This window comes from Paracidovorax anthurii (assembly GCF_003269065.1).
Lineage (GTDB): Bacteria > Pseudomonadota > Gammaproteobacteria > Burkholderiales > Burkholderiaceae_C > Paracidovorax > Paracidovorax anthurii.
In genome coordinates, this window is the sequence record NZ_QLTA01000019.1 from 1 (window position 1) to 23,979 (window position 23,979).

A 23,979-nucleotide genomic window follows, 5' to 3' on the forward strand; every position below is an offset into this window, starting at 1 on the left:
GGGCAGATCGTTGCCGCCCAGACTCAAGGACAGCTGCTGCACCACCTGCCACATCGGCAGTTGCCGATATAGCGACAAGCCGATGACCAGCCAGATGGCGTGCTCGGCTGGAAGCTTGCGCCTGCGGATGCTGGCCTTGCCGCTGGCGGCAAGGGCTTGGGTGATCCACTCGTTGTCGATCAACTGCGCCAGCTCCCCCAGGCTATCGTTGGGGGCTTGTTGCAGGGTTTGGGTCAGGGTGTTTTCGAGCAGGCGCAAAGCAAAAAGGGAACGTGTTGCACACGTTCCCTTTTTAGCTCCCATCAGACTTCCAAGGGCTTATCTGACTGGCATTGCCCTGCGGGCGGGGCCCGCGCCCGGCCGGCCTATTGCCGCGCCGTGCGCACGTTGGGCGGCAGGGCCTGCGGGTGGCTGGTGCGCAGCGGGTTGATGTCCAGCCCGCCCCGGCGCGTGTAGCGTGCGTACACCGACAGCTTGATGGGCCGGCAGCGCGTCCACAGGTCCATGAAGATGCGCTCCACGCACTGCTCGTGGAATTCGTTGTGGTTGCGGAAGCTGACGAGGTATTGCAGCAGCCCCGCCTGGTCAATCTGCGCGCCGCTGTACTGGATGCGCACGCTGCCCCAGTCGGGCTGGCCGGTCACCAGGCAGTTGCTCTTGAGCAGATGGCTCACGAGGGTCTCGGTGACGGGGGCTTCGCCGTGTTGGGCGTGCAGCAGTTCGGGGGCCGGGGTGTACTGCGTGCATTCCACGTCCAGCCGGTCCAGCAGCAGGCCGTCGAGCTCCTGCACGGGCTCGCGGTCGAACATCTCGGGCAGCACGAGCTTCACGCCCACCGTGGCCGGGTGCTGCGCGCCGCGCCAGACCGCTTCGCTCACGTCGGCGCGGAGGCGCGCCTGCACTTCGGCCGCGTCGGCGAAGCGCGTGCCGTTGAAGCTGTTCAGGTAGAGCTTGAACGACTTGCTCTCCACGATGTTCGGCGTCTCGCAGGGCACGGTGACGTGCGCGATCGCCACCTGCGGCTTGCCGCGCGGGTTCAGCCACGAGAGCTCGAACGCGGTCCAGAGGTCCGCGCCGAAGAAGGGCGGCGCACCGGTGATGCCGATCTCGTCGCGCTTGGGCTTCCGCGGCAGGGGGAAAAGCAGCGAGGCGTCGTACTGGTCGGCATAGGCGGCGGCGCGGCCCAGCTGCGATTGGTCGGGAGTGCTCATGGGGTTTCGTGGAGATTGCTACTTTATTAATAGCAAACTATGTAGAAAATACGGCGACATGGAGGCGATTTCATTCGAAACGGCCCTCGCGCAGCCATTTCGTGGCGATCCACTTGTCTCCCGCGACGACGGGCGCCCCACCGTGCAGCGTGCGTGTGGACGGGTGGGGGCGCTCGTAGCTGAAGAACACCGCGTTGCCCTGGCGCGGGGCGATCTCCAGGTGCACGTCGGGGAAGGTGGTGCCGCCACCCTTCTCGGGGTTGTTGAGGTAGATGACCAGCGTGGCCACGCGCTGGCCGCCGCGCCGCAGGATGGTGGGCGTTCCGGGCTCGGCGGGGTCGAAGTAGTCGTAGTGCGGCTTGTATTCGGCGCCGGGCCGGTAGTGCAGCACCTGCAGGCCCTCGCCGTTCTCCAGGGGCCACTTCACCAGCCGGGCGATGCGTTCTTCCAGCCGCGCCACCACCGGGCTCTCGCCGCGCTGGAAGAACATGCCGTTGCTGGTGCGGTCGCCGTTCACCTCCTCGCCGCCCGTGCGCGTGGCGACGGTGAGCGAGCGCGCCATGCGGGGGCGGGCCGCGTCGATCAGGGCCTCGCATTCCTCGGGCGAGAGCAGGTTGCCGAACAGCACGATGCGCGGCTGAGCCAGGGCCATGAGCACTTCCACGTGGCGGTCGCCCACGTCGATGGAGCCGGGCGCGTCCGCCAGATCGGGCTCGGGCACGCGCGAGCCGGCGGGCTGGCCCTGCTCGACGGCCAGGGCTTCGAGGTGGTCGCGCAGCACGTGCTCCATCGCATAGGTGGCCACTTCCGGACTCCAGCCCGCGTCGAGCATGGACTGCAGCACCACGGATGCCGTGAAGCCGGCCTGGGCCTGCGCGATGATCCAGGTGCGCAATTCAGGCGTGATGGAACTGGAGAGCGCTGCGTCCTTGTCGTCGGCATGCGCGGGCGAGGTGCTGGGGCGTGTGGCGGACATGGCGGGTGGATCTCTGCGAAAGGCCGGTGGGAAGCGGGAAGGTACCGCCCGCGGGAAACTCGGTCGCCGAATGCGGTCTTTCCGCGGGGCGTTACTCCGAGGTCTTGCGGCGGAAGACGAGCCGCTCAGGCGCCGAGGCGGCAGGGGCGAAGGCATAGCCTTCGAGGTCGAAGCCTTCGAGCTGGCGCGGGGTGGCGATGCGCCGCTGGATGGCGTGGCGCGCCATCAGGCCGCGCGCGCGCTTGGCGTGGAAGCTGATGATCTTGTAGCGGCCGCCCTTCCAGTCCTCGAACACGCATTCGATCACGCGGGCCTTGAGCACGCGCGTGTCCACGGACTTGAAGTATTCCTGCGATGCGAGGTTGACCACCACGGGCGTGGCGTCGGCCGCGAGGCGCCGGTTCAGGTGCTCCGCGATGCGCGGGCCCCAGAACTGGTAGAGGTTGGCGCCGGCCTCCGTGGCCAGGCGCGTGCCCATCTCCAGGCGGTAGGGCTGCATCCAGTCGAGCGGGCGCAGCACGCCGTAGAGGCCGCTCAGGATGGCCAGGTGGTCCTGCGCCCACTGCAGGTCTTCGTGGCCGAGGCCGTGGGCCTGCAGGCCCTCGTACACGTCGCCATTGAAGGCCAGCGCGGCCTGCCGCGCGTTGGCGGCGCTGAATTTCGGGGACCACGCGGCGTAGCGCGCCACGTTCAGCCCGGCGAGCGCGTCGCTGATGTCCATCAGGGAGGCGATCTGCTGCGGCGACTGGCGCCGCAGCACCTCGATCAGGCGCGTGGACTCGGGAATGAACGGCGGCAGCGTGTGCGCCAGCCCTTCGGGCAGCGGCGTGTCGTAGTCCAGGGATTTGGCGGGGGACAGCAGGAACAGCATGGGCGCTCGGGTCCGGGGGATCGGGGGAGAGCGGGACGGGCGGCGGGGAGGGCGGCCCGGGGGCCGCGCGGAGGGCGCCGTGCCTGGCGCATGCCCCGTCCCGGAAAAAGAAGCCCGCCCGCAGGCGCCAGGCGGCGCCTGCGGGCGGAGGGCCCTTGCCGTCAGGCGGAGGCCTGCTGCTCGAACGGCAGCTTCAGGTCGCGCAGGTCGCGGCGGGTTTCCACCAGCACCAGCGGGCCTTCGTCGACCACCACCACCGGGGGCCGCTCGCGCGGCACGTGGACCGGGCGAGGCTCCGCGGCGATGGCGGCCTGGGCGGCAGCGATCTTCCCGGCATCGGAGTTCACCCACTGCAGGCCGGAGCCTTCGGCGATGCGGCTCAGCTCATCCACGGGCAGCGTGAAGGCCGACACGCGCGGCATGCCCGCTGCCGGAGCCGCTGCGGCAGGTGCCGTGGGCGCCACGGGGGCTGGAGCTGCCACGGGGGCCGGAGCCGCCACGGGGGCGGGCACGCTCGCCGCCACGGCCGTTTCCGCCACGACCGGAGCCGGTGCTGCGGCCTGCGGGGCCGGCTCGGCCGCCGGCGCGGGGGCGCTGTTGAAATAGCTGCGGCGTTGCGGCTCCTGCGGGGCGTCGTCCTCCTGCGGGACGGACGGGGAGTGCGGGGCGTCCGCCTGCACCGGCTCGGCCTCGGCGCCATCGCGCGGGGCACGGTCGCCGCGCTCGCGGCGGTCGCGTCCGTAGCGGTCGCGCGAGCGGCGTTCGCGGCGCGGCTCGTCGTCCGGCGCTGCCGTGGATTCGCCCACGTTCAGGTCCAGATCGGGCAGCGTCGCGAGCGGCGACGTGTCCACGAACTCGGCCTGGGCTTCGTCGCCACGCGGGCTGCGTTCGCGGCGCTCGCCGCCGCGCTCCCGGCGTTCGCGGCGCTCGCCATTGCGCGGGCCGCGCTCGGCGCGGTCCTGGCGCTCCTGCGCCGCGCCGTGGTCCACGGACACCTCGGCGGCGTTCAGGGGCAGGGCCGCATCGGCGCCGGCCAGGGGCTGGCGCTGCGCATCGGCCCCGTCACGGCGGTCGCGGCCCCGGCCACCTTCACGGCCCTCGCGGCCTTCACGACCATTCCGGGGGGCCAGTTCTCCTTCGCCCCGGGGGAGGGCGTCGCGGCCGTTGTCGCGTCCCGCATCGCGGCCGTTCTCACGGTCGCGGCCCTGGCGGCCTTCGCGGCCTTCACCGTCGCGCGGGCCTCGGCCGTTGCGCGGGGCCTCGCCCTCCGGGCGCTCGCTGCGTTCGCCCCGGCGGCCACGGCCTTCCGCGCCGCCGTTCTCGCGCTGTGCATCGCGCTGTCCGTCCCGGCCGCCGTCGCGGCCATTGCGCTCGCCACCGCGCCGGCCGCCACGTCCGTCACGGCGTCCTTCGCGCGGCGGCTCGGCCGCAGGTGCCGGCGCCGGCGCGGCCACCGGTGCGGGCCGGGTTTCGCCGAAGCCGAAGAGGCTTCGCAGCCATGCGAAGAATCCCTGCTCCTGCGGGGCCGCCGGCGCTGGCGCGGGTGCCGGTGCGGGGGCCGCGGCAGGGGCCGCCGCCGCGCCGGAGCGCGCGCCGCCCGTGCGCGTCGGCTCGGGGCGTGGCTCGGCGATCGGTGCGGGCGCGTCGGGCAGCACGCCCTTGATCACGGGCGTCTGCTTGTTGGTGGGCTCCTGCGAGCGGCGCGTGACGGTCGTGGGGTCTTCCATCTCCTCGGCCAGCGTGTAGCTGGCCGTGATGTGGTCCAGGCGCGGATCGTCGTGCTTGAGGCGCTCGAGCTTGTACTTGGGCGTCTCCATGGTCTTGTTGGGCACCATGAGCACGCTCACGCGCTGCTTGAGTTCGATCTTGGCGATCTCGGTGCGCTTCTCGTTGAGCAGGAACGAGGCCACTTCCACCGGCACCTGGCAGTGCACGGCGGCGGTGTTGTCCTTCATGGACTCCTCCTGGATCATGCGCAGGATCTGCAGCGAGAAGCCTTCCGTGTCGCGCACGTGGCCCGAGCCGTCGCAGCGCGGGCAGCGGATGTGCGCACCCTCGCTCAGCGAGGGCTTGAGGCGCTGGCGGCTCATCTCCATGAGGCCGAACTTGCTGATGGTGCCGAACTGCACGCGGGCGCGGTCCTGTCGCAGCGCGTCGCGCAGGCGGTTCTCGACCTCGCGGCGGTTCTTGGCCTCTTCCATGTCGATGAAATCGATCACGATCAGGCCGCCCAGGTCGCGCAGGCGCATCTGGCGCGCGACTTCATCCGCGGCTTCGAGGTTGGTGCGCGTGGCGGTTTCCTCGATGTCGCCGCCCTTGATGGCGCGCGCGGAGTTCACGTCCACCGAGACGAGCGCCTCGGTGTGGTCGATCACGATGGCGCCGCCGCTGGGCAACTGCACCGTGCGCGCGTAGGCGGATTCGATCTGGTGCTCGATCTGGAAGCGGCTGAACAGGGCCGCGTCGTCGCGGTAGCGCTTGACCTTGGCGGCATGCTCGGGCATCACGTGCGCCATGAACTGGTGCGCCTGCTCGTAGATGTCGTCGGTGTCGATGAGGATGTCACCGATGTCGTTGTTGAAGTAGTCGCGGATCGCGCGGATCACCAGCGACGATTCCTGGTAGATCAGGAACGCGCCCTTGCCGCCCTTGGCCGCGCCGTCGATGGCGGTCCAGAGCTTGAGCAGGTAGTTCAGGTCCCACTGCAGTTCGGGCGCCGAGCGGCCGATGCCGGCGGTGCGCGCGATGATGCTCATCCCCTTGGGGTATTCGAGCTGGTCCATCGCCTCCTTCAGTTCGGCGCGGTCCTCGCCCTCGATGCGGCGCGAGACCCCGCCGCCGCGCGGGTTGTTGGGCATCAGCACCACGTAGCGGCCCGCGAGGCTGACGAAGGTGGTCAGCGCCGCGCCCTTGTTGCCGCGCTCTTCCTTCTCGACCTGGACCAGCAGCTCCTGGCCCTCGCGGATCACGTCGTTGATGCGCGCCTGGCTGGGCGAGACGCCCTCGGCGAAATACTGGCGGGAGATTTCCTTGAACGGCAGGAAACCGTGGCGGTCCTCGCCGTAGTCGACGAAGCAGGCCTCCAGGCTGGGCTCCACGCGCGTGACGACGGCCTTGTAGATGTTGCCCTTGCGCTGTTCACGCCCTTCGATCTCGATCTCGTAGTCCAGCAGCTTCTGGCCGTCCACGATGGCCAGGCGCCGTTCTTCGGGCTGCGTGGCGTTGATGAGCATCCGCTTCATGATGCGTTTCCTTTTTTCGTTGCGTACGGGACGCTGCGCAGCAGGGGGCTGCATGCGTCCCGTGGGGGTTCAACCGATGACACAGGCTCTCCAGGAGCCATGGATGCCAGGGCCGACGCACTGAAACGAGGGGAATTGCCGCTGAAGCCAGGCGGCCGCGAAGCATCTAGCTTGGCAGCCGGGGAGGTGGGGCGTGGATGGGGGCGATGGAGAAGGCGTGCCTGGGTGCCATGAAGAAGGTGGCTGGTAGCGCACGCCACGCAGGCGCTTCCGGCATGCGGATGGCCCATACCAGAGGCGCTTGCCTCTGCCACAGGACCATGAACCAAGCCATCAGCGCCAACATGTTTTTCGCTTTGATCCGCGGCAGGGCAGTCTCGGAGAGGAGATGGCCTGCCGGCTGGGGATTCCGTTTGGATGTTTCAATTCGTCAGCCGGCCGTGCGGAATGCGGGCCTTCGCAGGCAACGGGCCTGCGATCTGCGCGCACGACGCCCGTTGGCATCGACCTTGCCCGGGCGGCTTGCAGGGTTGGGTGGACTAAACTCCAGACAAATCAACCACTTACACAACGTCGCACAGGTGAAACACATTATAGGGGCCAAACCGGCGCCCGGCCGCCCCCCGGCCGCCAACTCTCCCGGCCCCGCCACGGTGCGCATGGTGGAGGTCGATGCCGAATTCGCCGGCCAGCGGCTCGACAATTTCCTGATACGCGAACTCAAGGGCGTGCCCAAGACCCACGTCTATCGCATCATCCGCAGCGGCGAGGTGCGCATCAACAAGGGCCGCGCCCAGGCCGACACCCGCGTCGAGGCCGGCGACATCGTGCGCGTGCCGCCCGTGCGCGTATCCGAGAAGGCTGCCGAGAAGGCCGAGAGGCCCGCTCCGGCGCGCGAATTCCCGCCGCTGCTGGAAGACGATCACCTGATTGCCCTGGACAAGCCCGCCGGCGTGGCGGTGCACGGCGGCAGCGGCGTGAGCTTCGGCGTCATCGAGCAGTTGCGGCAGGCGCGGCCGCAGGCGCGCTTCCTGGAACTCGTGCACCGGCTGGACCGCGAGACCTCGGGCATCCTGCTCGTGGCCAAGAAGCGCTCGGCGCTCACCCACCTGCAGGACCAGTTCCGCGAGCGGGAGACCGGCAAGACCTACCTGGCCCTCGTGGCCGGGGACTGGCCCGAGCGGCTCAAGGTGATCGACGCGCCCCTGCACAAATACCTGCAGGCCGATGGCGAGCGCCGCGTGCGCGTCACCACGGCGGACGACCCCGATGGCATGCGCTCCATCACCCTCGTGCGGGTGCGCTCCCGCGCGGCGGCCCGTCCGGCCGAGGGCCTGCCCGCCATGACCCTGCTGGAGGTCACCATCAAGACCGGCCGCACCCACCAGATCCGCGTGCACCTGGCCAGCCAGGGGCATGGCATCGTGGGGGATGACAAGTACGGCGATTTCGACCTGAACCGCCGCGTGCACAAGCACGGCCTCAAGCGCATGTTCCTGCATGCGTGGCGGTTACAGTTCAGCCACCCCGCCAGCGGCGAGCGCATCGAGCTGCATGCCGAATTGCCGCCGGAGCTGGCCGGCTTCCTCGCCGCCATCCCCACCTGACTCCCGCCCGCCATGTCCGCATCCCGCCCCCGCCGCTTCGACCTGATCGCCTTCGACTGGGACGGCACGCTGTTCGACTCCACCGCCATCATCGTGCGCTGCATCCAGGATGCCGTGCGCGACGTTGGCGGGCAGGCGCCCAGCGACCGCGACGCGGCCTGGGTGATCGGCATGGGCCTGATGGAGGCGCTGGCGCACGCCGCGCCCCACGTGCCGCCCGAGAAATACCCCGAACTGCGCAGCCGCTATGGCTACCACTACGCGCGCCACCAGGACGACCTGAGCCTGTTCGATGGAGTGCTGCCCATGCTGGAAGACCTGCGGTCGCGCGGCCACCTGCTGGCCGTGGCCACCGGCAAGAGCCGCCGCGGGCTCGACGAGGTGCTGCATGCCAAGGTGCTGCGCGGCATGTTCGATGCGTCCCGCACGGCCGACGAAACGGCCAGCAAGCCCCATCCGCTCATGCTGCAGGAGCTGATGGCCGAGTTCGACGTGGCGCCGCAGCGGCTGCTCATGATCGGCGACACCACGCACGACCTGCAGATGGCCGTGTCGGCCGGCTGCGCGAGCGTGGGCGTGAGCTATGGCGCCCACGAGCCTTCCGGCTTCCATGCGCTGGCGCCGCTGCATGTCGCCCATTCGGTGCGCGACCTGCACGACTGGCTGGTGCTCAACGGCTGACCGCCGCCCGGATCGCCCGCATGGCTTCTCCCGCCGGCCAGCCCGTTGCCCTGTGCGCCAGCGCCGACCTGATCGATGGCGGCCTCGCCGTGCCGTTCGACGTGGTGTATGCCGGCCAGCCCTGCCGCGCGTTCGCCATCCGCCACCAGGGCCGGCCCCAGGCCTACCTGAACCGCTGCACCCATGTGGCGATGGAGATGGATTACCAGCCGAACCGCTTCTTCGACGACAGCGGCCAATGGCTGCTGTGCGCCACGCACGGCGCCGCCTACCGCCCCGATACCGGCGAGTGCGCGGGCGGCCCCTGCCGTGGCGGACTCGTGAAGATCGCGATTTCGGAAGAGCTCGGGATGGTGCGCTGGCATACTGACCGCCACGTGCAACCCGTGGAATTCTGAGAAATCACATGACCGATCCGACCCGGAACGAGCCATCCGGCCTGGGACAAAATCCGCCGCCCACTCCCGATCTGTGGGCGAAGCCTGCTCCTGAAAAAGGAGTGAAAGATGCCGAGGCATCCGCCGGCAAGGCGCCGGGTTGGGAGCGCGACGTCCTCGAAAAACTGGTCTTCGCCACCCTCAGGGAGCAGCGTTCCGCGCGCCGCTGGAGGGTTTTCACCCGCATGGCCTGGCTGGTGTTCCTGGTCGCGGTGGCCTGGGTGTTGCTGGCGCGCGACATGGCCGCCCCGAGCAAGAGCACGCCCCACACGGCCGTGGTCGATGTGAAGGGCGAGATCGCCTCGGGCGCGGAAGCCAGCGCCGAGTTCGTCGTGGCCGCCATGCGCAGCGCGTTCGAGGACTCGGGCTCGCAGGCCGTGGTGCTCCTGATCAACTCCCCGGGCGGCAGCCCGGTGCAGGCCGGCATCATCAATGACGAGATCGTGCGCCTCAAGGCCAAGTACAACAAGCCGGTGTACGCGGTGGTCGAGGAGACCTGCGCGTCGGCCGCCTACTACATCGCCGCCGGCGCGGACCAGATCTTCGTGGACAAGGCCAGCATCGTGGGCAGCATCGGCGTGCTGATGGACGGCTTCGGCTTCACGGGCACCATGGAGAAGCTCGGCGTGGAGCGCCGCCTGCTCACCGCCGGCGAGAACAAGGGCTTCCTCGATCCGTTCAGCCCCCAGACCGAAAAGCAGCGCGCCTACGCGCAGGCCATGCTGGACCAGATCCACCAGCAGTTCATCCACGTGGTCAAGCAAGGGCGGGGCGATCGCCTCAAGCCCACGGCCGACACCTTCAGCGGCCTGTTCTGGACCGGCCAGCAGGCCGTCGAGATGGGCCTCGCCGACCATCTGGGCAACCTGGACTACGTGGCCCGCGAAGTCGTCAAGGCCGAAGAGATCATCGACTACACGCGCCGCGACAACGTGGCCGAGCGCCTCGTGAAGAAGTTCGGCGCGGCCATGGGCGAAACCGCGATGCGCGCCATCAAGAGCGTGCCGGCCGTGCGCTGAAGCGCCGTTCGTCGCTTCCGCCGCATCCGGCAAGAAAGAAGGGGCGCCATCGGGCGCCCCTTCTTTCTTTATGGGGGCGAAGCCGCCGCTCCCGCCTTGCGCTGGCGCGAGCCGTCTTCCAGCAGGATGTCGTCCGCCATCAACTCGCCGTCCTCAGACCACTCCTTGCGCGCCTCGATGCGGGTGCGGCCCCGGTTGTCGGGGGCGCTGAAGGTTTCCTCGCGCGCCAGGCGGCCGTTGGCATGGAAGCGCTGCTGCACGCCCGTGGGTCGCCGGTCGGCCGTGAAAAGGCTGCGGTGCGTGAGCCGACCTTCGTCGTTGAAGAGTTCGCTCTGCAGCCGGGCGGCGTCCCCGGTGCCCGTCAGCACGGTGCGCTCGCGGCGCTCGCCGTTGGCGTACCAGCGTTCCTGGAGCGTCTCGCGGCCGGCCGTGTAGCCGATCTGCTCGATGAGCTGGCCGCCGGCACTCCAGCGCCGCAGGGTGGCCGGTTGCCCGCCGCGGTCGGTCAGCGGGCGCTCGTCGGGTTCGTAGATCCGCTCCTCGCGGCGCACGGGTGCGGGCAGGGTGCCCGTGCCGGCCGGGCCTTCGGCGCTGAAGCTGCGCTGCACGCGGCGGCCCTGCTCGAAAAGCCACTGCGTGGCCAGTTCCCCCCGCGCATTCCACTCGGAGGCGGCCATGAGCCGCCCGTTCTCGTAGCGGCGCTGGGCGGCTTTGCCGCCGTCGGCCGTGTAGAGCACGGTGTCGGCGGCACCGCCGGGGCCGAAGCCGCACAGGGGGCGGTCTTCCAGGGTGACGCTGCTGGCCGGGCAGAGCAGCCGCGTGGGCTGGCCCGCCGGGTTGTAGCTGGCGGAGAAGAGTTCGCGCCCCTCGCCATGGAAGGTGAGCCGTTCCAGCCGGCCCTGGCTGTCGAAGCTCCGCACCAGCCCCTGGGTGCGGCCATTGACGGCAAACTCCTCGCGCCGCACGCGGCCGTCGGGCCAGAACTCCACCACCCGGCCTTCGCTGTTGCCGCGCTCGTTCACGCTGCGCTCGCGCAGGAGCCGACCCTCCCGGTCGAAAAAGCGCTCCGGCCCCACGAAGCGGCCCTCCCGCAGGGTCTGTTCGCGCTGCAGGCGGCCCGTGTCCTGTTCCCGGCACTGCAGCAGGCCGGACCGCCCGGCCAACTCGGCGCCATGGGCCGGATTGACGGCCTGACCGTCCATTTCGCAGCGAATGATCGCGTATGTCGCCGTATTTATTGCAAAGTATGCTATGAAAATAGTAGCAATCGACAGGGCGTGGCGTGGCATGGCGGCAGGTGTTCAGCGCCCGATGGCGAATACCGCGGGCGTGCGGTTGTCCGGGGGCTCCGGCTGTTGCCGCCACTGGCGTACCAGGCGGCTCGACGTGCGTGCGTGTGCCAGGGTCAGGCCGCTGGCAATCGCGAGGCGGGTGTTGGCCTGCAGCGCCTGCACCAGGGATTGCCACAGCGCGGCGTTGCGGTAGGGCGTCTCGATGAAGAGCTGGGTCTGGCCCTGCTTGAGGGCGATGGCCTCCAGCTCGCGGATGCGCTGGGCGCGCTGGGCGGCATCCTGGGGCAGGTAGCCGTTGAACGCGAAACCCTGGCCGTTGAGCCCGCTCGCCGCCAGGGCCAGCAGCAGCGAAACGGGGCCGACCAGCGGCACCACGCGCAGCCCCAGGTCGTGGGCGGCGCGCACCACCGAACTGCCCGGGTCGGCCACGGCCGGCATGCCGGCCTCGCTTACCAGGCCCATGTCGTGGCCCACGAGCGCCGGCGCCAGCAGGCTCCGGGCGTCGAAGTGCGCCGCCTGGCCCATGCCCGCGTGGTCCCCTTTCTTGTGGACCTCGCGCGGCAGCTCCGTGATCTGCTGGCCTTGCAGGGGCGCCGCCAGCGGGTGGAGCGCATCGATGCGCTTGAGATAGGCGCGGGTGCTCTTGGCGTTCTCGCAGACCCAGTGCGTGAGCCGCGCGGCCGCCTGCAGCGTGCCGGCGGGCAGGGCTTCCTCCAGCGGTGCCTGGGCATCGCAGCCGAAATCGAGCGGCGCGGGGACGAGGTACAGGGCGCCGTGCGGGGGCGCGCCAGAGGGCGTGTCCGCCGTCATGGCAGCACCATTCCCGCAGCGCGCAGCATGCGGCAGGTGCGGATCAGCGGGAGCCCCACGAGCGCGGTGGGATCGTCGCTCACGATGGCTTCCAGCAGGCTGATGCCCAGGCCTTCGCTCTTGGCGCTGCCCGCGCAGTCGTAGGGTTGCTCGGTGCGCAGATAGCGCTCGATCTCCGCGTCGGAAAGGTCCCGGAAGCGGACCTCCACCGGCGCGATGTCCACGGCCTCGAAGCCGGTGGCCACGCACACCACCGCCAGGGCCGTCTGGAAGACCACTGCGCGGCCGCGCATCCGCTGCAGTTGCTCCACCGCGCGCTCATGGGTGCCCGGCTTGCCGAGCGGCTCGCCCGCCAGGTCTGCCACCTGGTCGGACCCGATGACGATGGCCCCGGGGTGCCGAGCGGACACGGCCCGCGCCTTGGCGAGCGCGAGGCGCAGGGCGAGGTCCCGGGGGGGCTCGCCCTGCGCGGGTGTTTCGTCCACATCGGGGGCTGCGACATCGAAGTCGAGGCCCAGCCGGGACAGCAGTTCGCGCCGGTAGCGGGACGTCGAGCCCAGTACCAACGGGCGGATCAGGGAGGGAGAGTCGGGCATGGCGGCGATTCTCTTACACTGCCGCCATGACCAAGGAATTCTCTCCCCAGCGCCTCGACGTCAAGGCATTCGCGCAGGCGGGCGGTCATCTGTCCGGCCACGATTCGCTCTTGAAATATGAGCGTCTGGTGCAGGAGGCAAAAGGACTGCACCCCGATTTGATCGTGGATTGGCAGGCCCATGGCGAAGTGCGTACCACGCACGGCATCGGCGGGCAGGTCTGGCTGCGGCTCGTCGTCAGGGCCTTCCTGCCGATGACTTGCCAGCGCTGCCTCGGCCCGGTGGACGTGCCGCTGGAGGTGGACCGCGAGTTCCGTTTCGTGGCCGACGAAGCCACCGCCGAGGCGCTCGACGACGAAAGCGAGGAAGACCTCCTCGCGATGAGCCGGGAGTTCAATCTGCGCGAGTTGATCGAAGACGAATTGCTCATGGTGATGCCCCTCGTGCCACGGCACGACGAGTGCCCGGCGCCCGTGCACATGGCGTCCAGCGACGAGGATTTCGAAGAGGCCAATGCCGACAAGCCCAACCCTTTCGCGGCCCTGGCTTCCTTGAAGGCCGGCAAGTCCGGAGGGTGAAAAAACCTTTTGGGCTATAATCGAGAGCTTCGCGCGAATCCCCTCGTGTCTTCTATGGGCTGATCGCGTTTTACCCAACCCTTCAAGACTCAGGAGCCACCATGGCTGTTCAGCAAAACAAAAAGTCTCCCTCCAAGCGCGGCATGCACCGTTCGCACAATGCGTTGACCGTGCCCGGCATTGCCGTCGAGCCCACCACCGGCGAAACCCATCTGCGCCACCACATCAGCCCGAACGGCTTCTATCGTGGCCGCCAAGTGCTGAAGAACAAGTCTGAAGCCTGACCTTCTTCCTCGCGCCAAGGCCCGCTGCTACGCAATAGGTAGCGCGGGCCTTTGTCTTGTCTGCAGCTCCATTTTTCCCTCGGGTCCCGTTCGTGCGACCCGCCAAGTCGCCCATGATCACACTGGCTGTTGACTGCATGGGGGGCGATCACGGCCCCCGCGTCACGCTGGCGGCGTGCCGCCAATTCCTCGATCGTCATCCTGAAGCGCGCCTTCTGCTGGTGGGGCAGCCGGATGGCTTGAGCGGCTTCGTGCATGAGCGCGCCGTGGTCGTGCCGGCCAGCGAGGTCGTTTCCATGGACGACCCGGTGGAGGTGGCCTTGCGTCGCAAGAAAGACTCCTCCATGCGGGTCGCGATCCAGCAAGTCAAGGAGGGCGCCGCCCAGGTTGCTGTATCTGCGGGTAATACAGGCGCTTTGATGGCGATCGCTCGCTATCTTCTCAAAACCCTGGATGGCATCGACCGCCCGGCCATCGCCACCCAGATGCCCAATGCCCAGGGGGGCGCCACGACCGTGCTCGATCTCGGGGCGAACGTGGACTGCAGCGCGGAACATCTGGTGCAGTTCGCCGTCATGGGGGCTGCGCTGGTGTCGGCATTGCAGGAAGAGCGACCGGAGCCTACCGTCGGCCTCCTCAATATCGGCGAGGAGGTCATCAAAGGCAATGAAATCATCAAGAAGACTGGTGAGCTGCTGCGTTCTGCCGCCAAGTCGGGCGATATCAACTTTTATGGCAACGTCGAGGGCAATGACATCTTCAAGGGCACCGTGGACATCGTCGTTTGTGACGGTTTTGTGGGCAATGTGGCGCTGAAGGCCAGCGAGGGGGTCGCCTCGATGATCGTCGGCGCGCTCAAGCAGGAGTTCAAACGCAGCATCTTCACGAAAGTGGCCGCGGTTGTTGCTTATCCGGTCTTATCTGCGCTTATGCAGCGCATGGATCATCGTCGCTACAACGGTGCCGCGCTCCTGGGGTTGCGGGGGTTGGTCTTCAAGAGTCATGGTTCCGCTGACACGATGGCTTTCGAGCAGGCGTTGAACCGCGCGTATGATGCGGCCCGCAACAACCTGCTCGACCGAGTCCGTACGCGGGTTGCGCATGCCGCTCCTCTTCTGGCGCCGGCCGATGTCCAGCCCGTTGCCTGAGCGTTCGAGCCTCTGATTAATGAGACGTTATTCCCGTATCACAGGGACTGGCAGCAGCCTGCCGCCCCGCCGTCTGACGAATGCCGACCTCGTGGCCGAACTGGCGGGGCGTGGCATCGAGACTTCGGACCAGTGGATCGTCGAGCGCACGGGCATCCGCGCGCGGCACTTCGCCGATCGGGATGTGTGCAGCAGCGATCTGGGGCTGGAGGCCGCCCGCCAGGCCCTGCAGGCCGCGGGGGTCCAGCCCCGGGATATCGATCTCATCATCGTCGCCACGTCCACTCCGGACATGGTGTTTCCTTCCACGGCCTGCATCCTCCAGAACAAGCTCGGTGCCAATGGTTGCCCGGCATTCGACGTGCAGGCGGTTTGCAGCGGTTTCGTCTATGCGCTGACGGTGGCGGATTCCATGATCCAGTCGGGTGCCGCGCGCCGCGCCCTGGTGGTGGGGGCCGAGGTGTTCAGCCGTCTGCTGGATTTCAATGACCGCACGACCTGTGTCCTCTTTGGGGATGGCGCGGGGGCCGTCGTGCTGGAGGCCTCCGACACTCCCGGGATTCTTTCCAGTGATCTGCATGCCGACGGGAGCCATGTGGGCATTCTCTGCGTGCCGGGCAACGTCTCTGGCGGGCAGGTCCTGGGTGATCCGCTGCTCAAGATGGATGGGCAGGCGGTGTTCAAGCTGGCGGTCGGCGTGCTGGAAAAGGCCGCCCGGGCCGTGCTGGACAAGGCTGGCCTGAAGGATGCCGACATCGACTGGCTGATTCCGCACCAAGCCAATATCCGCATCATGCAGAGCACGGCCCGGAAGCTGGGACTGCCGATGGACAAGGTGGTGGTCACGGTGGACCAGCATGGCAATACCTCGGCAGCGTCCATTCCCTTGGCGCTCGACCATGCCGTGCGGTCGGGGCAGGTGCGCCCAGGCCAGAACCTCCTGCTCGAAGGCGTGGGAGGGGGCTTCACCTGGGGCGCGGTGCTGTTGACGTTGTAGTCATCGAACCCCCTCCGTGCGGACGGGGGTTGTTATTGCTTGAACTCATTCATGACAACGAAAAATTTCGCATTTGTCTTTCCGGGGCAGGGATCGCAGTCTGTGGGCATGCTCGATGCCTGGGGCGACCACCCTGTGGTGGCGCAAACCTTGCAGGAAGCATCGGACGCCCTCGGGGAAGACGTCGCGCGCTTGATCCATGAAGGGCCCAAGGAGGCGTTGGCGCTGACCACCAATACCCAGCCCGTCATGCTGGTGGCGGGCGTGGCGGCATGGCGGGTGTGGCGTGCCGAAGGTGGTGCGGCTCCCTCGGCGGTCGCCGGGCATTCCCTCGGGGAGTATTCGGCCCTGGTGGCTGCGGAAGTGTTGTCCCTTGCCCAGGCTGCGCCCCTCGTGCGCCTGCGTGCGTCCGCCATGCAGGAGGCCGTGCCCGTGGGCACGGGCGCCATGGCCGCCATCCTGGGGCTGGACTCCCTCAAGGTGATCGAAGGCTGCGCGGCCGCCTCTGCTGCCTTCGGGCAAGGCAGCGCGGATGTCGTGGAGGCCGTCAATTTCAATGACCCGATTCAGACGGTCATCGCGGGGACCAAGGCGGGGGTCGAGAAGGCGTGTGAGCTGCTCAAGGCCGCTGGCGCCAAGCGTGCGCTGCTGCTGCCGGTGTCGGCGCCTTTCCATTCCAGTCTCATGAAGCCGGCGGCCGAGAAGCTGCGGGCGGCACTCGCGGAGCTGGCCTTGGCGGCTCCCCGGATTCCTGTCGTCAACAACGTCGATGTGGCTGTCCTGCAAGATGCCGATGCGATCCGCGACGCGCTCTATCGTCAGGCTTTCGGGCCCGTGCGGTGGGTGGAGTGCATCGGGGCGCTCAAGGCGCGTGGGGTGAGTCATGTGGTGGAATGCGGTCCGGGCAAGGTGTTGACGGGCTTGGTCAAGCGCATCGACTCCGCGCTGACGGCCGGATCCTTGTATGACCCCGCATCCCTGTCCGAAACCCGTGAATTGCTGGCGTGAACGCAATGTCTACCCATAACACCCCTTCTCCTCAGATCGCCCTCGTGACGGGGGCATCCCGTGGCATTGGTGCCGCCATTGCCGCAGAGCTGGCCGGGCGCGGTTACCGTGTCATCGGCACCGCCACCACCGACGAGGGGGCCCAGCGCATTACCCAGGCGCTTGCGACCCACGAGGGATGCCGCGGGGCGGCGCTCGATGTCAACGATGCGGCAGCCCTGGAGGCACTGGTCGATGGCATCGTCAAGGAGCATGGTGGCGTGCACGTGCTCGTGAACAACGCCGGCATCACGCGTGACCAGATCGCCATGCGCATGAAGGACGACGACTGGGATGCCGTGCTAGACACGAATCTCAAGGCAGTGTTTCGAGCCAGCAGGGCCGTGATGCGCCCGATGATGAAGCAGCGCTTCGGGCGCATCATCAATATCACCAGCGTGGTGGGTGCATCCGGTAACCCGGGTCAGGCCAATTACGCTGCCGCCAAGGCCGGCGTGGCCGGCATGACCCGCGCTCTTGCCCGGGAACTGGGCAGCCGGGGCATCACGGTGAACTGCGTGGCACCCGGCTTCATCCGGACCGACATGACGGCGGAGTTGTCGGAGGAGCAGAACAAGGCGCTGCAGGCCCAGATTCCGCTGGGTCACATGGGCCAGCCCTCGGACATCGCGCAGGCGGTCGCATACCTCGCATCCCAGGGGGCTGGGTACGTGACAGGCCAGGAGTTGCATGTCAATGGCGGCATGTGCATGTAATTGAAGCAAGTTAACGCCGGTTGTTCCGCCCGGCAGGCTATTTCGGGGTGTATCTCGATACGGCTAGAATCGCGGATTCATTCACAACCCCCAAAGGGAAACCATGAGCGATATCGAAGCACGTGTCAAAAAAATCATCGCCGAACAACTCGGCGTGGAAGAGTCGCAAGTCACCAATGAAAAGGCTTTCGTGGCCGATCTGGGTGCTGACTCTCTCGACACGGTGGAGCTGGTGATGGCGCTGGAAGACGAATTCGGCATCGAGATCCCTGACGAAGACGCAGAGAAGATCACGACGGTGCAAAACGCCATCGACTACGCGAACGCCCATCAGAAGGCCTGAGTCCGGGTTTCGATCCCGGATCTCCCGATCCGATCAGCACACAAGAGTCTTAGCGCATGAGCCGTCGTCGCGTCGTCGTGACCGGCCTGGGTTGCATCACCCCCGTCGGTAACACGGTGGCGGAAGCCTGGGCCCGTATTTTGGCCGGTCAGTCCGGTATCGATCTCATCACCAAGTTCGATGCATCGAACTTTGCCTGCAAGATCGCAGGCGAGGTCAAGGGATTCGACCTGAATGCCTACATCAACGCCAAGGATGCACGCGCGATGGACACGTTCATCCACTACGGCATTGCTGCGGCGGATCAAGCGGTGCGCGATGCGGGCTTGCCCACGGGAGAAGCCCTGGACGATGATCTGGCCACCCGCATCGGCTGCATCATCGGGTCGGGCATCGGCGGCCTGCCGCTGATCGAGAACACGCACGCCGAACTCGAAAGCCGGGGGCCGCGCCGTGTCACGCCGTTCTTCGTGCCGGCATCCATCATCAACATGGTGGCGGGGCATGTGTCGATGCGCTTCGGCTTCAAGGGGCCCAATCTCTCGGTCGTCACGGCCTGCACTACGGGATTGCATTGCATTGGCGAAGGTGCGCGCAAGATCGAGTATGGGGATGCCGATGTGATCATCGCCGGTGGCACGGAGTCCACCGTTTCTCCATTGGGGGTCGGTGGCTTTGCGGCCATGCGGGCGTTGTCGACCCGCAATGACGATCCCAAGACGGCCTCTCGCCCATGGGACAAGGACCGCGATGGGTTCGTCCTGGGTGAAGGGGCGGGAATGATGGTTCTTGAAGAGTACGAGCATGCGAAGGCCCGTGGCGCCAAGATCTATGCCGAACTCTGCGGGTATGGCCTGAGCGCCGATGCGGGGCACATGACGGCGCCCAGCATGGATGGTCCGCGCCGGGCCATGCTCTCGGCGCTGCGCAATGCGGGCATCAATGCCGATGAGGTCGATTACCTGAATGCCCATGGCACGTCGACCCCGCTGGGCGATCTCAACGAAACCAATGCGATCAAGGCGGCATTAGGAGATCATGCCAAGCGCATGGTGGTGAGTTCCACCAAGTCGATGACCGGCCATTTGCTCGGAGGGGCGGGCGGTATCGAGAGTGTTTTCACCGTATTGGCCTTGCGTGACCAGAAGGTGCCACCCACGATCAATATCTTCGAGCAAGATCCTGAGTGCGATCTGGATTACTGTGCCAATACAGCGCGCGATCTGAAGATGAATGTCGCCGTGAAGAACAATTTTGGATTTGGTGGCACCAACGGCACGCTGGTGTTCCGCCGCATGTGATCCATCCCACGCGCGCAGTCCGTCGCTGAACGCCACGTTGCCTTGCACGCCCTCATGGCGTATTCCGTTCGGACCCACCATGCTCCGGCTGTGCGCCATATCGTGGGAGCCGGCCGCTGTGTGCCGGCTTTTGCGATCTGCGTCAGTCTCCTGGGGCTTGGGCTGTGGAGTGCCTGGGTGCTGACGGGGAGCGGGTCCCACTGGATGCCTGCAGTGCTTGGTTGCGTACTTTGGGTCACCGTGTCGGGGGCCGCTTGGCATACCGTTCATCGCTGGGCCGAAGGGCTGTTGTCCTGGGATGGTCTTTATTGGTCACTGGACCGGGGAAACGCGTCTGCGCAGCTCCTGGGGCGGCTGGAGATACAACTGGATCTGCAGTTTTTCATCCTGGCCCGCCTGCTCGGCCTCGATGGCCGTACGGTGTGGCTGGGGCTTGAGCGGGGCAATGACTCTGCCGCATGGTCGGCGTTGCGCCGTGCGGTATATTCCCGGCCCGAACGGGAGCCCGCTGCCGAGGGTTCGACGATCCCTCCCGCTCATCGCGACGGCGCATGAGCTATTGAATACATGAACGCTTCCACGCCCCCGCCTTCTCCCGCCGACAGCGACATCCAGCTCGTGGAGCGCACGGTTTCCGGCGACCACAGGGCATACGAACTGCTGGTGATCAAATACCAGCGCCGCATCGAGCGCCTGATCGGCCGCATGGTGCGCGATTCCGACCTTGTGCAGGACATTGCGCAAGAGACCTTTCTGCGGGCCTACCGCGCGTTGCACCAGTTTCGTGGAGAGGCCCAGTTCTATACGTGGCTCTACCGCATCGCCGTCAACACGGCTAAGAAGGCCTTGATGGATATCAAGCGCAATCCGGTGATTTCCGAAAATGCGCTGAGGGGAGGTGACGATGAAGATGAAACTTCCCGTATCGGACATGAACTAACCAGCGACGAAACCCCGGAAACCGTCCTGGCTGCACAGGAAATCGCGGCGGCGGTGAATGCCGCGATGGATGCGCTTCCCGAGGATTTGCGCCAGGCCGTGGCATTGCGCGAAATCGAGGGGTTGACCTATGAGGAAATTGCCGACGCCATGAATTGCCCGATCGGGACGGTGCGTTCGAGAATCTTCAGGGCGCGTGAAGCCATCTCTGCCCGCGTGCGCCCACTGCTGGAAAAGCAGTCCGGCAAACGCTGGTGACACGAGATGGTGTTGGGAGCCTGGCGGCCTTGCCAGGCGCAACGACGATAGCAGGTGATTAGCATGAAAGACGATCTGAAACTGCGTGAGCAACTTTCCGCCCTGGCCGATGGCCAGTTGCAAGGGGCGGAATGGAGCGAGGCGGTCGCGTACGCTCAGAGCGACGATGGCCGGGCCCATTGGGAGGTCTACCACTTGGTCGGTGACGTCCTTCGTTCCTCGGACCTGGGCAAACCTTCCGATAGGTCGCTTGCGGCCCGGGTTCGCTCGCAGCTGGAGCAGGACCGCACGCACGTGGAATTGCCCGAGCCGGCACGGGTCGTGGCAAAGACGATCGAAGCGCAGGATGAGGCGGCCAACGCGGCGGTATTCCGCTGGAAGATGGTGGCTGGTCTGGCGTCCCTGGCGGCGGTGGGGGTTCTGGGCTGGAATGGCTTGAATGCACTGCAGCAATCGGATGGCGGTGCGCAACTGGCGTCCATTGCCGCGCCGGGGCAGGTGCAGGGGGCCACCATTGCCGCAACGGAGGTGGCGGGAAGCCAGCAAGTGATGCTCAGGGATCCCCGGCTGGATGAGTTGCTGGCGGCGCACAAGCAGTATGGGGGCGCGTCCGCGCTGCAGATGCCGGCCGGATTTCTGCGTAACGCCACGTTCGAAACTTCCGCGCGGTGAGCATTGGTGGGACAGGAGGGAGTGGGTTGGCCAGGAACCATGACATCGGGTCTTGTGTGAGCACGCGAAGGCCCGCGGCCAGGACATGCGGTCTCTGGATTTCGGCATGGCTGGCATGCACGCTGATGGGAGGGAACGTGTGGGCGACTCCCCCCGAGCCCGAGCGCCCGGCATCCGTTGCCTTGCGCTCCGCGGCGCCGGCCGATATCCAGCAGTGGATGGAGCGCATTCACCGCGCTTCGCGCGAATACAGCTACAGCGGCAGCTTCGTGGTCTGGTCCTCCTCGGGCGCCATGGCCAGTTCGCGGATCTGGCATGCGACCGATGGCAAGGTGCAGATCGAGCGTATCGAGGCGTTGAACGGCTCGCCGCGCACCGTGTTCCGCCGTGATGACCTCGTTCGCACATTCCTGCCGCAGGCCCAGATGGTCAAGGAGGAGCAGCGGGACATGCCGGGCCTCTTTCCCCATCTTCCCCAGGCCGAGGGGGCGGCGCTGGCCAGCCACTATCAGGCGCGGGTGGTGGGCAGCGAACGAGTGGTGGGGCAGGAGGCCGACATCGTCTTGCTCCAGCCCAAAGACGCGTTGCGCTTCGGCTATCGCATATGGACGGCGCGCACGAGTGGCCTGGTCGTCAAGCTGCAGACCCTGGGGCCGCAGGGGCGGGTTCTGGAGCAGGCCGCTTTTTCTCAGCTCGATTTCGACGCGCCGCCCACGGTGTCCCAACTGGCGGCGCTGATGAACGATACGCGCGGGTTCCGCGTGCTGACGATTCCTCTGGCCAAAACCACGGCGAAGGATGCGGGCTGGCAAATGCGCCAGCCTGTCGCGGGCTTCTCGCCGGGCGATTGCTACAAGCGCGAAGCTTCGTCCATGCCGATGGCGATGGCCCTGCCGCCGCTGCAGTGCATTTTTTCGGATGGCCTTGCGACGGTCTCCCTCTTCTTCGAGCCGTACGACGCGGCCCGGCATGCGCGCGAGCCCAGGCGCATGGACATGGGTGCCACCCAGACGCTGGCCATGAAGGTGGCGGGCGATACGTGGCTGACGGCTGTGGGCGAGGTGCCCCAGGAAACGTTGCGGTTGCTGGCAGAGCAGGTCGAGCCCCTGCGCTGATGCTCCATTCCACGGATGGGGTGGCCGCCGGATACGATCTCCGGAACCAAACAAGGTCTTGGCCTTCACACCATCGGTCACTTTTTGACCAAGATATCTGATTTGCACGAAGAGAAGGAAAGGTCTTTCATGCTCACGATGCCGCGTAGAACGCTGCCGTTTCAAGCCCTGGCCCGCGCGCTCGCCTTGGCAGGCGCCGTGGCCCTGGTGCCCGCCGGAGCCCTCCATGCCCAGGCGGCCACGCCTTCCTCGCCGTCCCTGGTGCAGGGTCTTCCCGACTTCACGGATCTGGTGGATCAGGTGGGGCCGGCCGTGGTCAACATCCGCACGCTGGAGAAGGTGCCCGATCGGGCGGCCGCCGGCGCGATGGACGAGGAAATGCTGGAGTTCTTCAAGCGCTTCGGCCTGCCGATGCCCAACGCGCCTCGCCAGCAGCGTCCGCAGCGCCCGGATGAGGAGCAGCCCCGGGGCGTGGGCTCGGGCTTCATCCTGACTTCCGACGGCTATGTGATGACGAATGCCCATGTGGTGGAGGGTGCCCAGGAGGTGCTCGTCACCCTGACCGACAAGCGGGAGTTCAAGGCCAAGATCGTGGGCTCGGACAAGCGCACCGACGTGGCGGTGGTCAAGATCGAGGCCACGGGCCTGCCTGCGGTGAAGGTGGGAGATGTGAACCGCCTGCGCGTGGGTGAATGGGTGATGGCCATCGGTTCGCCGTTCGGGCTCGAGAATTCGGTGACTGCCGGGATCGTCAGCGCCAAGCAGCGCGACACGGGCGACTATCTGCCGTTCATCCAGACCGACGTGGCGATCAACCCGGGCAATTCGGGGGGGCCGCTGATCAACATGCGCGGAGAGGTCGTGGGCATCAACAGCCAGATCTACTCGCGCTCGGGCGGCTTCATGGGGATTTCCTTCGCCATTCCGATCGATGAGGCCATCCGGGTGAGCGACCAGTTGCGCGCCACGGGGCGGGTGACCCGTGGGCGCATCGGCGTCCAGATCGGCCAGGTGACCAAGGACGTGGCGGAGTCGATCGGCCTCGGCAAGCCCCAGGGGGCGCTGGTGACCGGGGTCGAGGCAGGCTCGCCCGCCGAGAAGGCCGGCGTGGAGGCGGGCGACATCATCACCCGTTTCGACGGCAAGGGCATCGACAAGATCTCGGACCTGCCACGGATGGTGGGCAACACCAAGCCGGGCAACAAGAGCACCGTCACCGTGTTCCGGCGTGGTTCCACGCGCGATCTGTCCATCACCGTGGCCGAGATCGAGCCCGACGAGAAGGTGGCCGCGAATGCCAATGAACGCGGCAACGCGAAGCCCAAGGCGTCTCCTGCGGCGCAACAGCTGGGGCTGGCGGTCGTGGAGCTGACGGACGCGCAGAAAAAGGAACTCAAGGTGAAGGGGGGCGTGCGCGTGAGCGCCGCCACCGACGCGGCGGCCCGTGCCGGGCTGCGCGAGGGTGACGTCATCCTGGGCATCGCCAACACGGAGATCACGGGCCTCAAGGATTTCGAGGCGGCGCTGGCCAAGGCGGACAAGAGCAAGCCCGTCAACGTGCTCTTCCGGCGGGGCGACTGGGCGCAGTATGCGCTGATCCGCCCGGCGCGCTGATGGCGTCCGGGCCCCGGATGCCGAAAAGCCCCATCCCGCAGTCGGGAGTGGGGCTTTTGGTCGGTCCGGGGTGCCCCATTGGGAAGGCCCTTGCAGGCAGCGATGCCTGCAGAAAAAAGTCTATCTACAGCTTTGGATAGAATGCGGGGCGTTTTTGCGGCGCTGATGGTATATGCGAGGCTTGTAACATCACGATATGGGATCGTCACTCTTCATGCACAGGTG

Annotated in this window: 25 protein-coding genes; 17 read left to right on the forward strand and 8 right to left on the reverse strand. The window is 67.2% G+C overall.

Translation table 11 applies throughout. The features are described 5' to 3' along the window. From AX018_RS25925 to AX018_RS11125, 5 genes are all read right to left on the reverse strand, one after another. Positions 1 to 258: transposase domain-containing protein (locus tag AX018_RS25925; protein WP_211322413.1), on the reverse strand; the 258-nt coding region annotated here is incomplete at its 3' end. Positions 259 to 365: 107 nt separating this feature from the next. Continuing rightward, entirely contained in the window at positions 366 to 1,211 is an 846-nt protein-coding gene (gene queF, locus AX018_RS11110; RefSeq protein ID WP_111877353.1) for an NADPH-dependent 7-cyano-7-deazaguanine reductase QueF, read from the reverse strand. A 70-nt stretch (positions 1,212 to 1,281) separates the two neighbouring features. Continuing rightward, positions 1,282 to 2,187, reverse strand: coding sequence for a 2OG-Fe(II) oxygenase (locus tag AX018_RS11115; protein WP_111877354.1), 906 nt, complete (start codon positions 2,185 to 2,187; stop codon positions 1,282 to 1,284). 91 nt (positions 2,188 to 2,278) lie between these two features. Further along, on the reverse strand, positions 2,279 to 3,058 hold the full coding sequence (yaaA, locus tag AX018_RS11120) for a peroxide stress protein YaaA (protein ID WP_111877355.1): 780 nt from the start codon (positions 3,056 to 3,058) through the stop codon (positions 2,279 to 2,281). Between the two features lie 161 nt (positions 3,059 to 3,219). After that, positions 3,220 to 6,300, reverse strand: coding sequence for an Rne/Rng family ribonuclease (locus AX018_RS11125; RefSeq protein ID WP_111877356.1), 3,081 nt, complete (start codon positions 6,298 to 6,300; stop codon positions 3,220 to 3,222). 581 nt (positions 6,301 to 6,881) lie between these two features. Between AX018_RS11125 and AX018_RS11135 the strand changes: the two genes are divergently transcribed. Genes AX018_RS11135 through AX018_RS11150 form a run of 4 tightly spaced genes read left to right on the forward strand, consistent with a single transcriptional unit; the run spans position 6,882 to position 10,044 of the window. After that, on the forward strand, positions 6,882 to 7,907 hold the full coding sequence (locus AX018_RS11135; RefSeq protein WP_111877358.1) for an RluA family pseudouridine synthase: 1,026 nt from the start codon (positions 6,882 to 6,884) through the stop codon (positions 7,905 to 7,907). Between the two features lie 12 nt (positions 7,908 to 7,919). Beyond that, positions 7,920 to 8,588 carry an HAD-IA family hydrolase gene (locus AX018_RS11140; protein WP_111877359.1) on the forward strand — a complete coding sequence of 223 codons (669 nt, stop codon included), beginning with the start codon at positions 7,920 to 7,922 and terminating at the stop codon, positions 8,586 to 8,588. Between the two features lie 20 nt (positions 8,589 to 8,608). Next, entirely contained in the window at positions 8,609 to 8,986 is a 378-nt protein-coding gene (locus AX018_RS11145) for a Rieske (2Fe-2S) protein (protein ID WP_111877360.1), read from the forward strand. Positions 8,987 to 8,994: 8 nt separating this feature from the next. Next, a complete protein-coding gene (locus tag AX018_RS11150) occupies positions 8,995 to 10,044 on the forward strand; it encodes a S49 family peptidase (protein WP_111877361.1) in 1,050 nt (349 codons plus the stop codon). Positions 10,045 to 10,112: 68 nt separating this feature from the next. On the opposite strand, the gene AX018_RS11155 is transcribed toward AX018_RS11150, so the two are convergent. From AX018_RS11155 to AX018_RS11165, 3 genes are read right to left on the reverse strand one after another with little or no spacing between them, the layout of a single operon-like run. Then, positions 10,113 to 11,333 (reverse strand): toxin-antitoxin system YwqK family antitoxin, encoded by a 1,221-nt coding sequence (locus tag AX018_RS11155; protein WP_245951516.1) that lies wholly within the window; start codon positions 11,331 to 11,333, stop codon positions 10,113 to 10,115. Positions 11,334 to 11,345: 12 nt separating this feature from the next. After that, positions 11,346 to 12,146, reverse strand: a complete 801-nt coding sequence (locus AX018_RS11160) for an SAM-dependent methyltransferase (protein WP_111877363.1) — start codon at positions 12,144 to 12,146, stop codon at positions 11,346 to 11,348. Next, complete coding sequence (locus AX018_RS11165; RefSeq protein WP_111877364.1) at positions 12,143 to 12,742, reverse strand: Maf family nucleotide pyrophosphatase; 600 nt, start codon at positions 12,740 to 12,742, stop codon at positions 12,143 to 12,145. Before AX018_RS11165 ends, AX018_RS11160 begins: the two co-directional genes overlap by 4 nt. A 26-nt stretch (positions 12,743 to 12,768) precedes the next feature. Between AX018_RS11165 and AX018_RS11170 the strand changes: the two genes are divergently transcribed. The 13 genes from AX018_RS11170 to AX018_RS11230 all read left to right on the forward strand — a co-directional run bounded on the left by AX018_RS11170 (position 12,769) and on the right by AX018_RS11230 (position 23,754). Continuing rightward, positions 12,769 to 13,320 carry a YceD family protein gene (locus AX018_RS11170; RefSeq protein ID WP_111877365.1) on the forward strand — a complete coding sequence of 184 codons (552 nt, stop codon included), beginning with the start codon at positions 12,769 to 12,771 and terminating at the stop codon, positions 13,318 to 13,320. 101 nt (positions 13,321 to 13,421) lie between these two features. Further along, positions 13,422 to 13,604, forward strand: coding sequence for a 50S ribosomal protein L32 (rpmF, locus tag AX018_RS11175; RefSeq protein ID WP_011794326.1), 183 nt, complete (start codon positions 13,422 to 13,424; stop codon positions 13,602 to 13,604). 113 nt (positions 13,605 to 13,717) lie between these two features. After that, on the forward strand, positions 13,718 to 14,752 hold the full coding sequence (plsX, locus tag AX018_RS11180) for a phosphate acyltransferase PlsX (RefSeq protein ID WP_111877366.1): 1,035 nt from the start codon (positions 13,718 to 13,720) through the stop codon (positions 14,750 to 14,752). A gap of 19 nt (positions 14,753 to 14,771) precedes the next feature. After that, positions 14,772 to 15,749 (forward strand): beta-ketoacyl-ACP synthase III, encoded by a 978-nt coding sequence (locus tag AX018_RS11185; protein ID WP_111877367.1) that lies wholly within the window; start codon positions 14,772 to 14,774, stop codon positions 15,747 to 15,749. A gap of 51 nt (positions 15,750 to 15,800) precedes the next feature. Beyond that, on the forward strand, positions 15,801 to 16,757 hold the full coding sequence (gene fabD, locus AX018_RS11190) for an ACP S-malonyltransferase (RefSeq protein WP_111877368.1): 957 nt from the start codon (positions 15,801 to 15,803) through the stop codon (positions 16,755 to 16,757). Between the two features lie 5 nt (positions 16,758 to 16,762). Then, a complete protein-coding gene (gene fabG / locus AX018_RS11195) occupies positions 16,763 to 17,512 on the forward strand; it encodes a 3-oxoacyl-ACP reductase FabG (protein WP_111877369.1) in 750 nt (249 codons plus the stop codon). A gap of 103 nt (positions 17,513 to 17,615) precedes the next feature. Further along, positions 17,616 to 17,855 carry an acyl carrier protein gene (gene acpP, locus AX018_RS11200; protein ID WP_013902185.1) on the forward strand — a complete coding sequence of 80 codons (240 nt, stop codon included), beginning with the start codon at positions 17,616 to 17,618 and terminating at the stop codon, positions 17,853 to 17,855. Between the two features lie 56 nt (positions 17,856 to 17,911). Next, positions 17,912 to 19,156, forward strand: coding sequence for a beta-ketoacyl-ACP synthase II (gene fabF, locus AX018_RS11205; RefSeq protein WP_111877370.1), 1,245 nt, complete (start codon positions 17,912 to 17,914; stop codon positions 19,154 to 19,156). Positions 19,157 to 19,360: 204 nt separating this feature from the next. Continuing rightward, a complete protein-coding gene (locus AX018_RS11210; RefSeq protein ID WP_245951517.1) occupies positions 19,361 to 19,711 on the forward strand; it encodes a hypothetical protein in 351 nt (116 codons plus the stop codon). Between the two features lie 12 nt (positions 19,712 to 19,723). After that, a complete protein-coding gene (gene rpoE, locus AX018_RS11215) occupies positions 19,724 to 20,353 on the forward strand; it encodes an RNA polymerase sigma factor RpoE (protein ID WP_111877372.1) in 630 nt (209 codons plus the stop codon). Between the two features lie 63 nt (positions 20,354 to 20,416). Next, complete coding sequence (locus tag AX018_RS11220) at positions 20,417 to 21,025, forward strand: sigma-E factor negative regulatory protein (RefSeq protein ID WP_111877373.1); 609 nt, start codon at positions 20,417 to 20,419, stop codon at positions 21,023 to 21,025. 137 nt (positions 21,026 to 21,162) lie between these two features. Continuing rightward, a complete protein-coding gene (locus AX018_RS11225; RefSeq protein ID WP_245951518.1) occupies positions 21,163 to 22,140 on the forward strand; it encodes a MucB/RseB C-terminal domain-containing protein in 978 nt (325 codons plus the stop codon). 129 nt (positions 22,141 to 22,269) lie between these two features. Further along, positions 22,270 to 23,754, forward strand: coding sequence for a DegQ family serine endoprotease (locus AX018_RS11230; RefSeq protein WP_415842118.1), 1,485 nt, complete (start codon positions 22,270 to 22,272; stop codon positions 23,752 to 23,754). Positions 23,755 to 23,979: the final 225 nt, after the last annotated feature.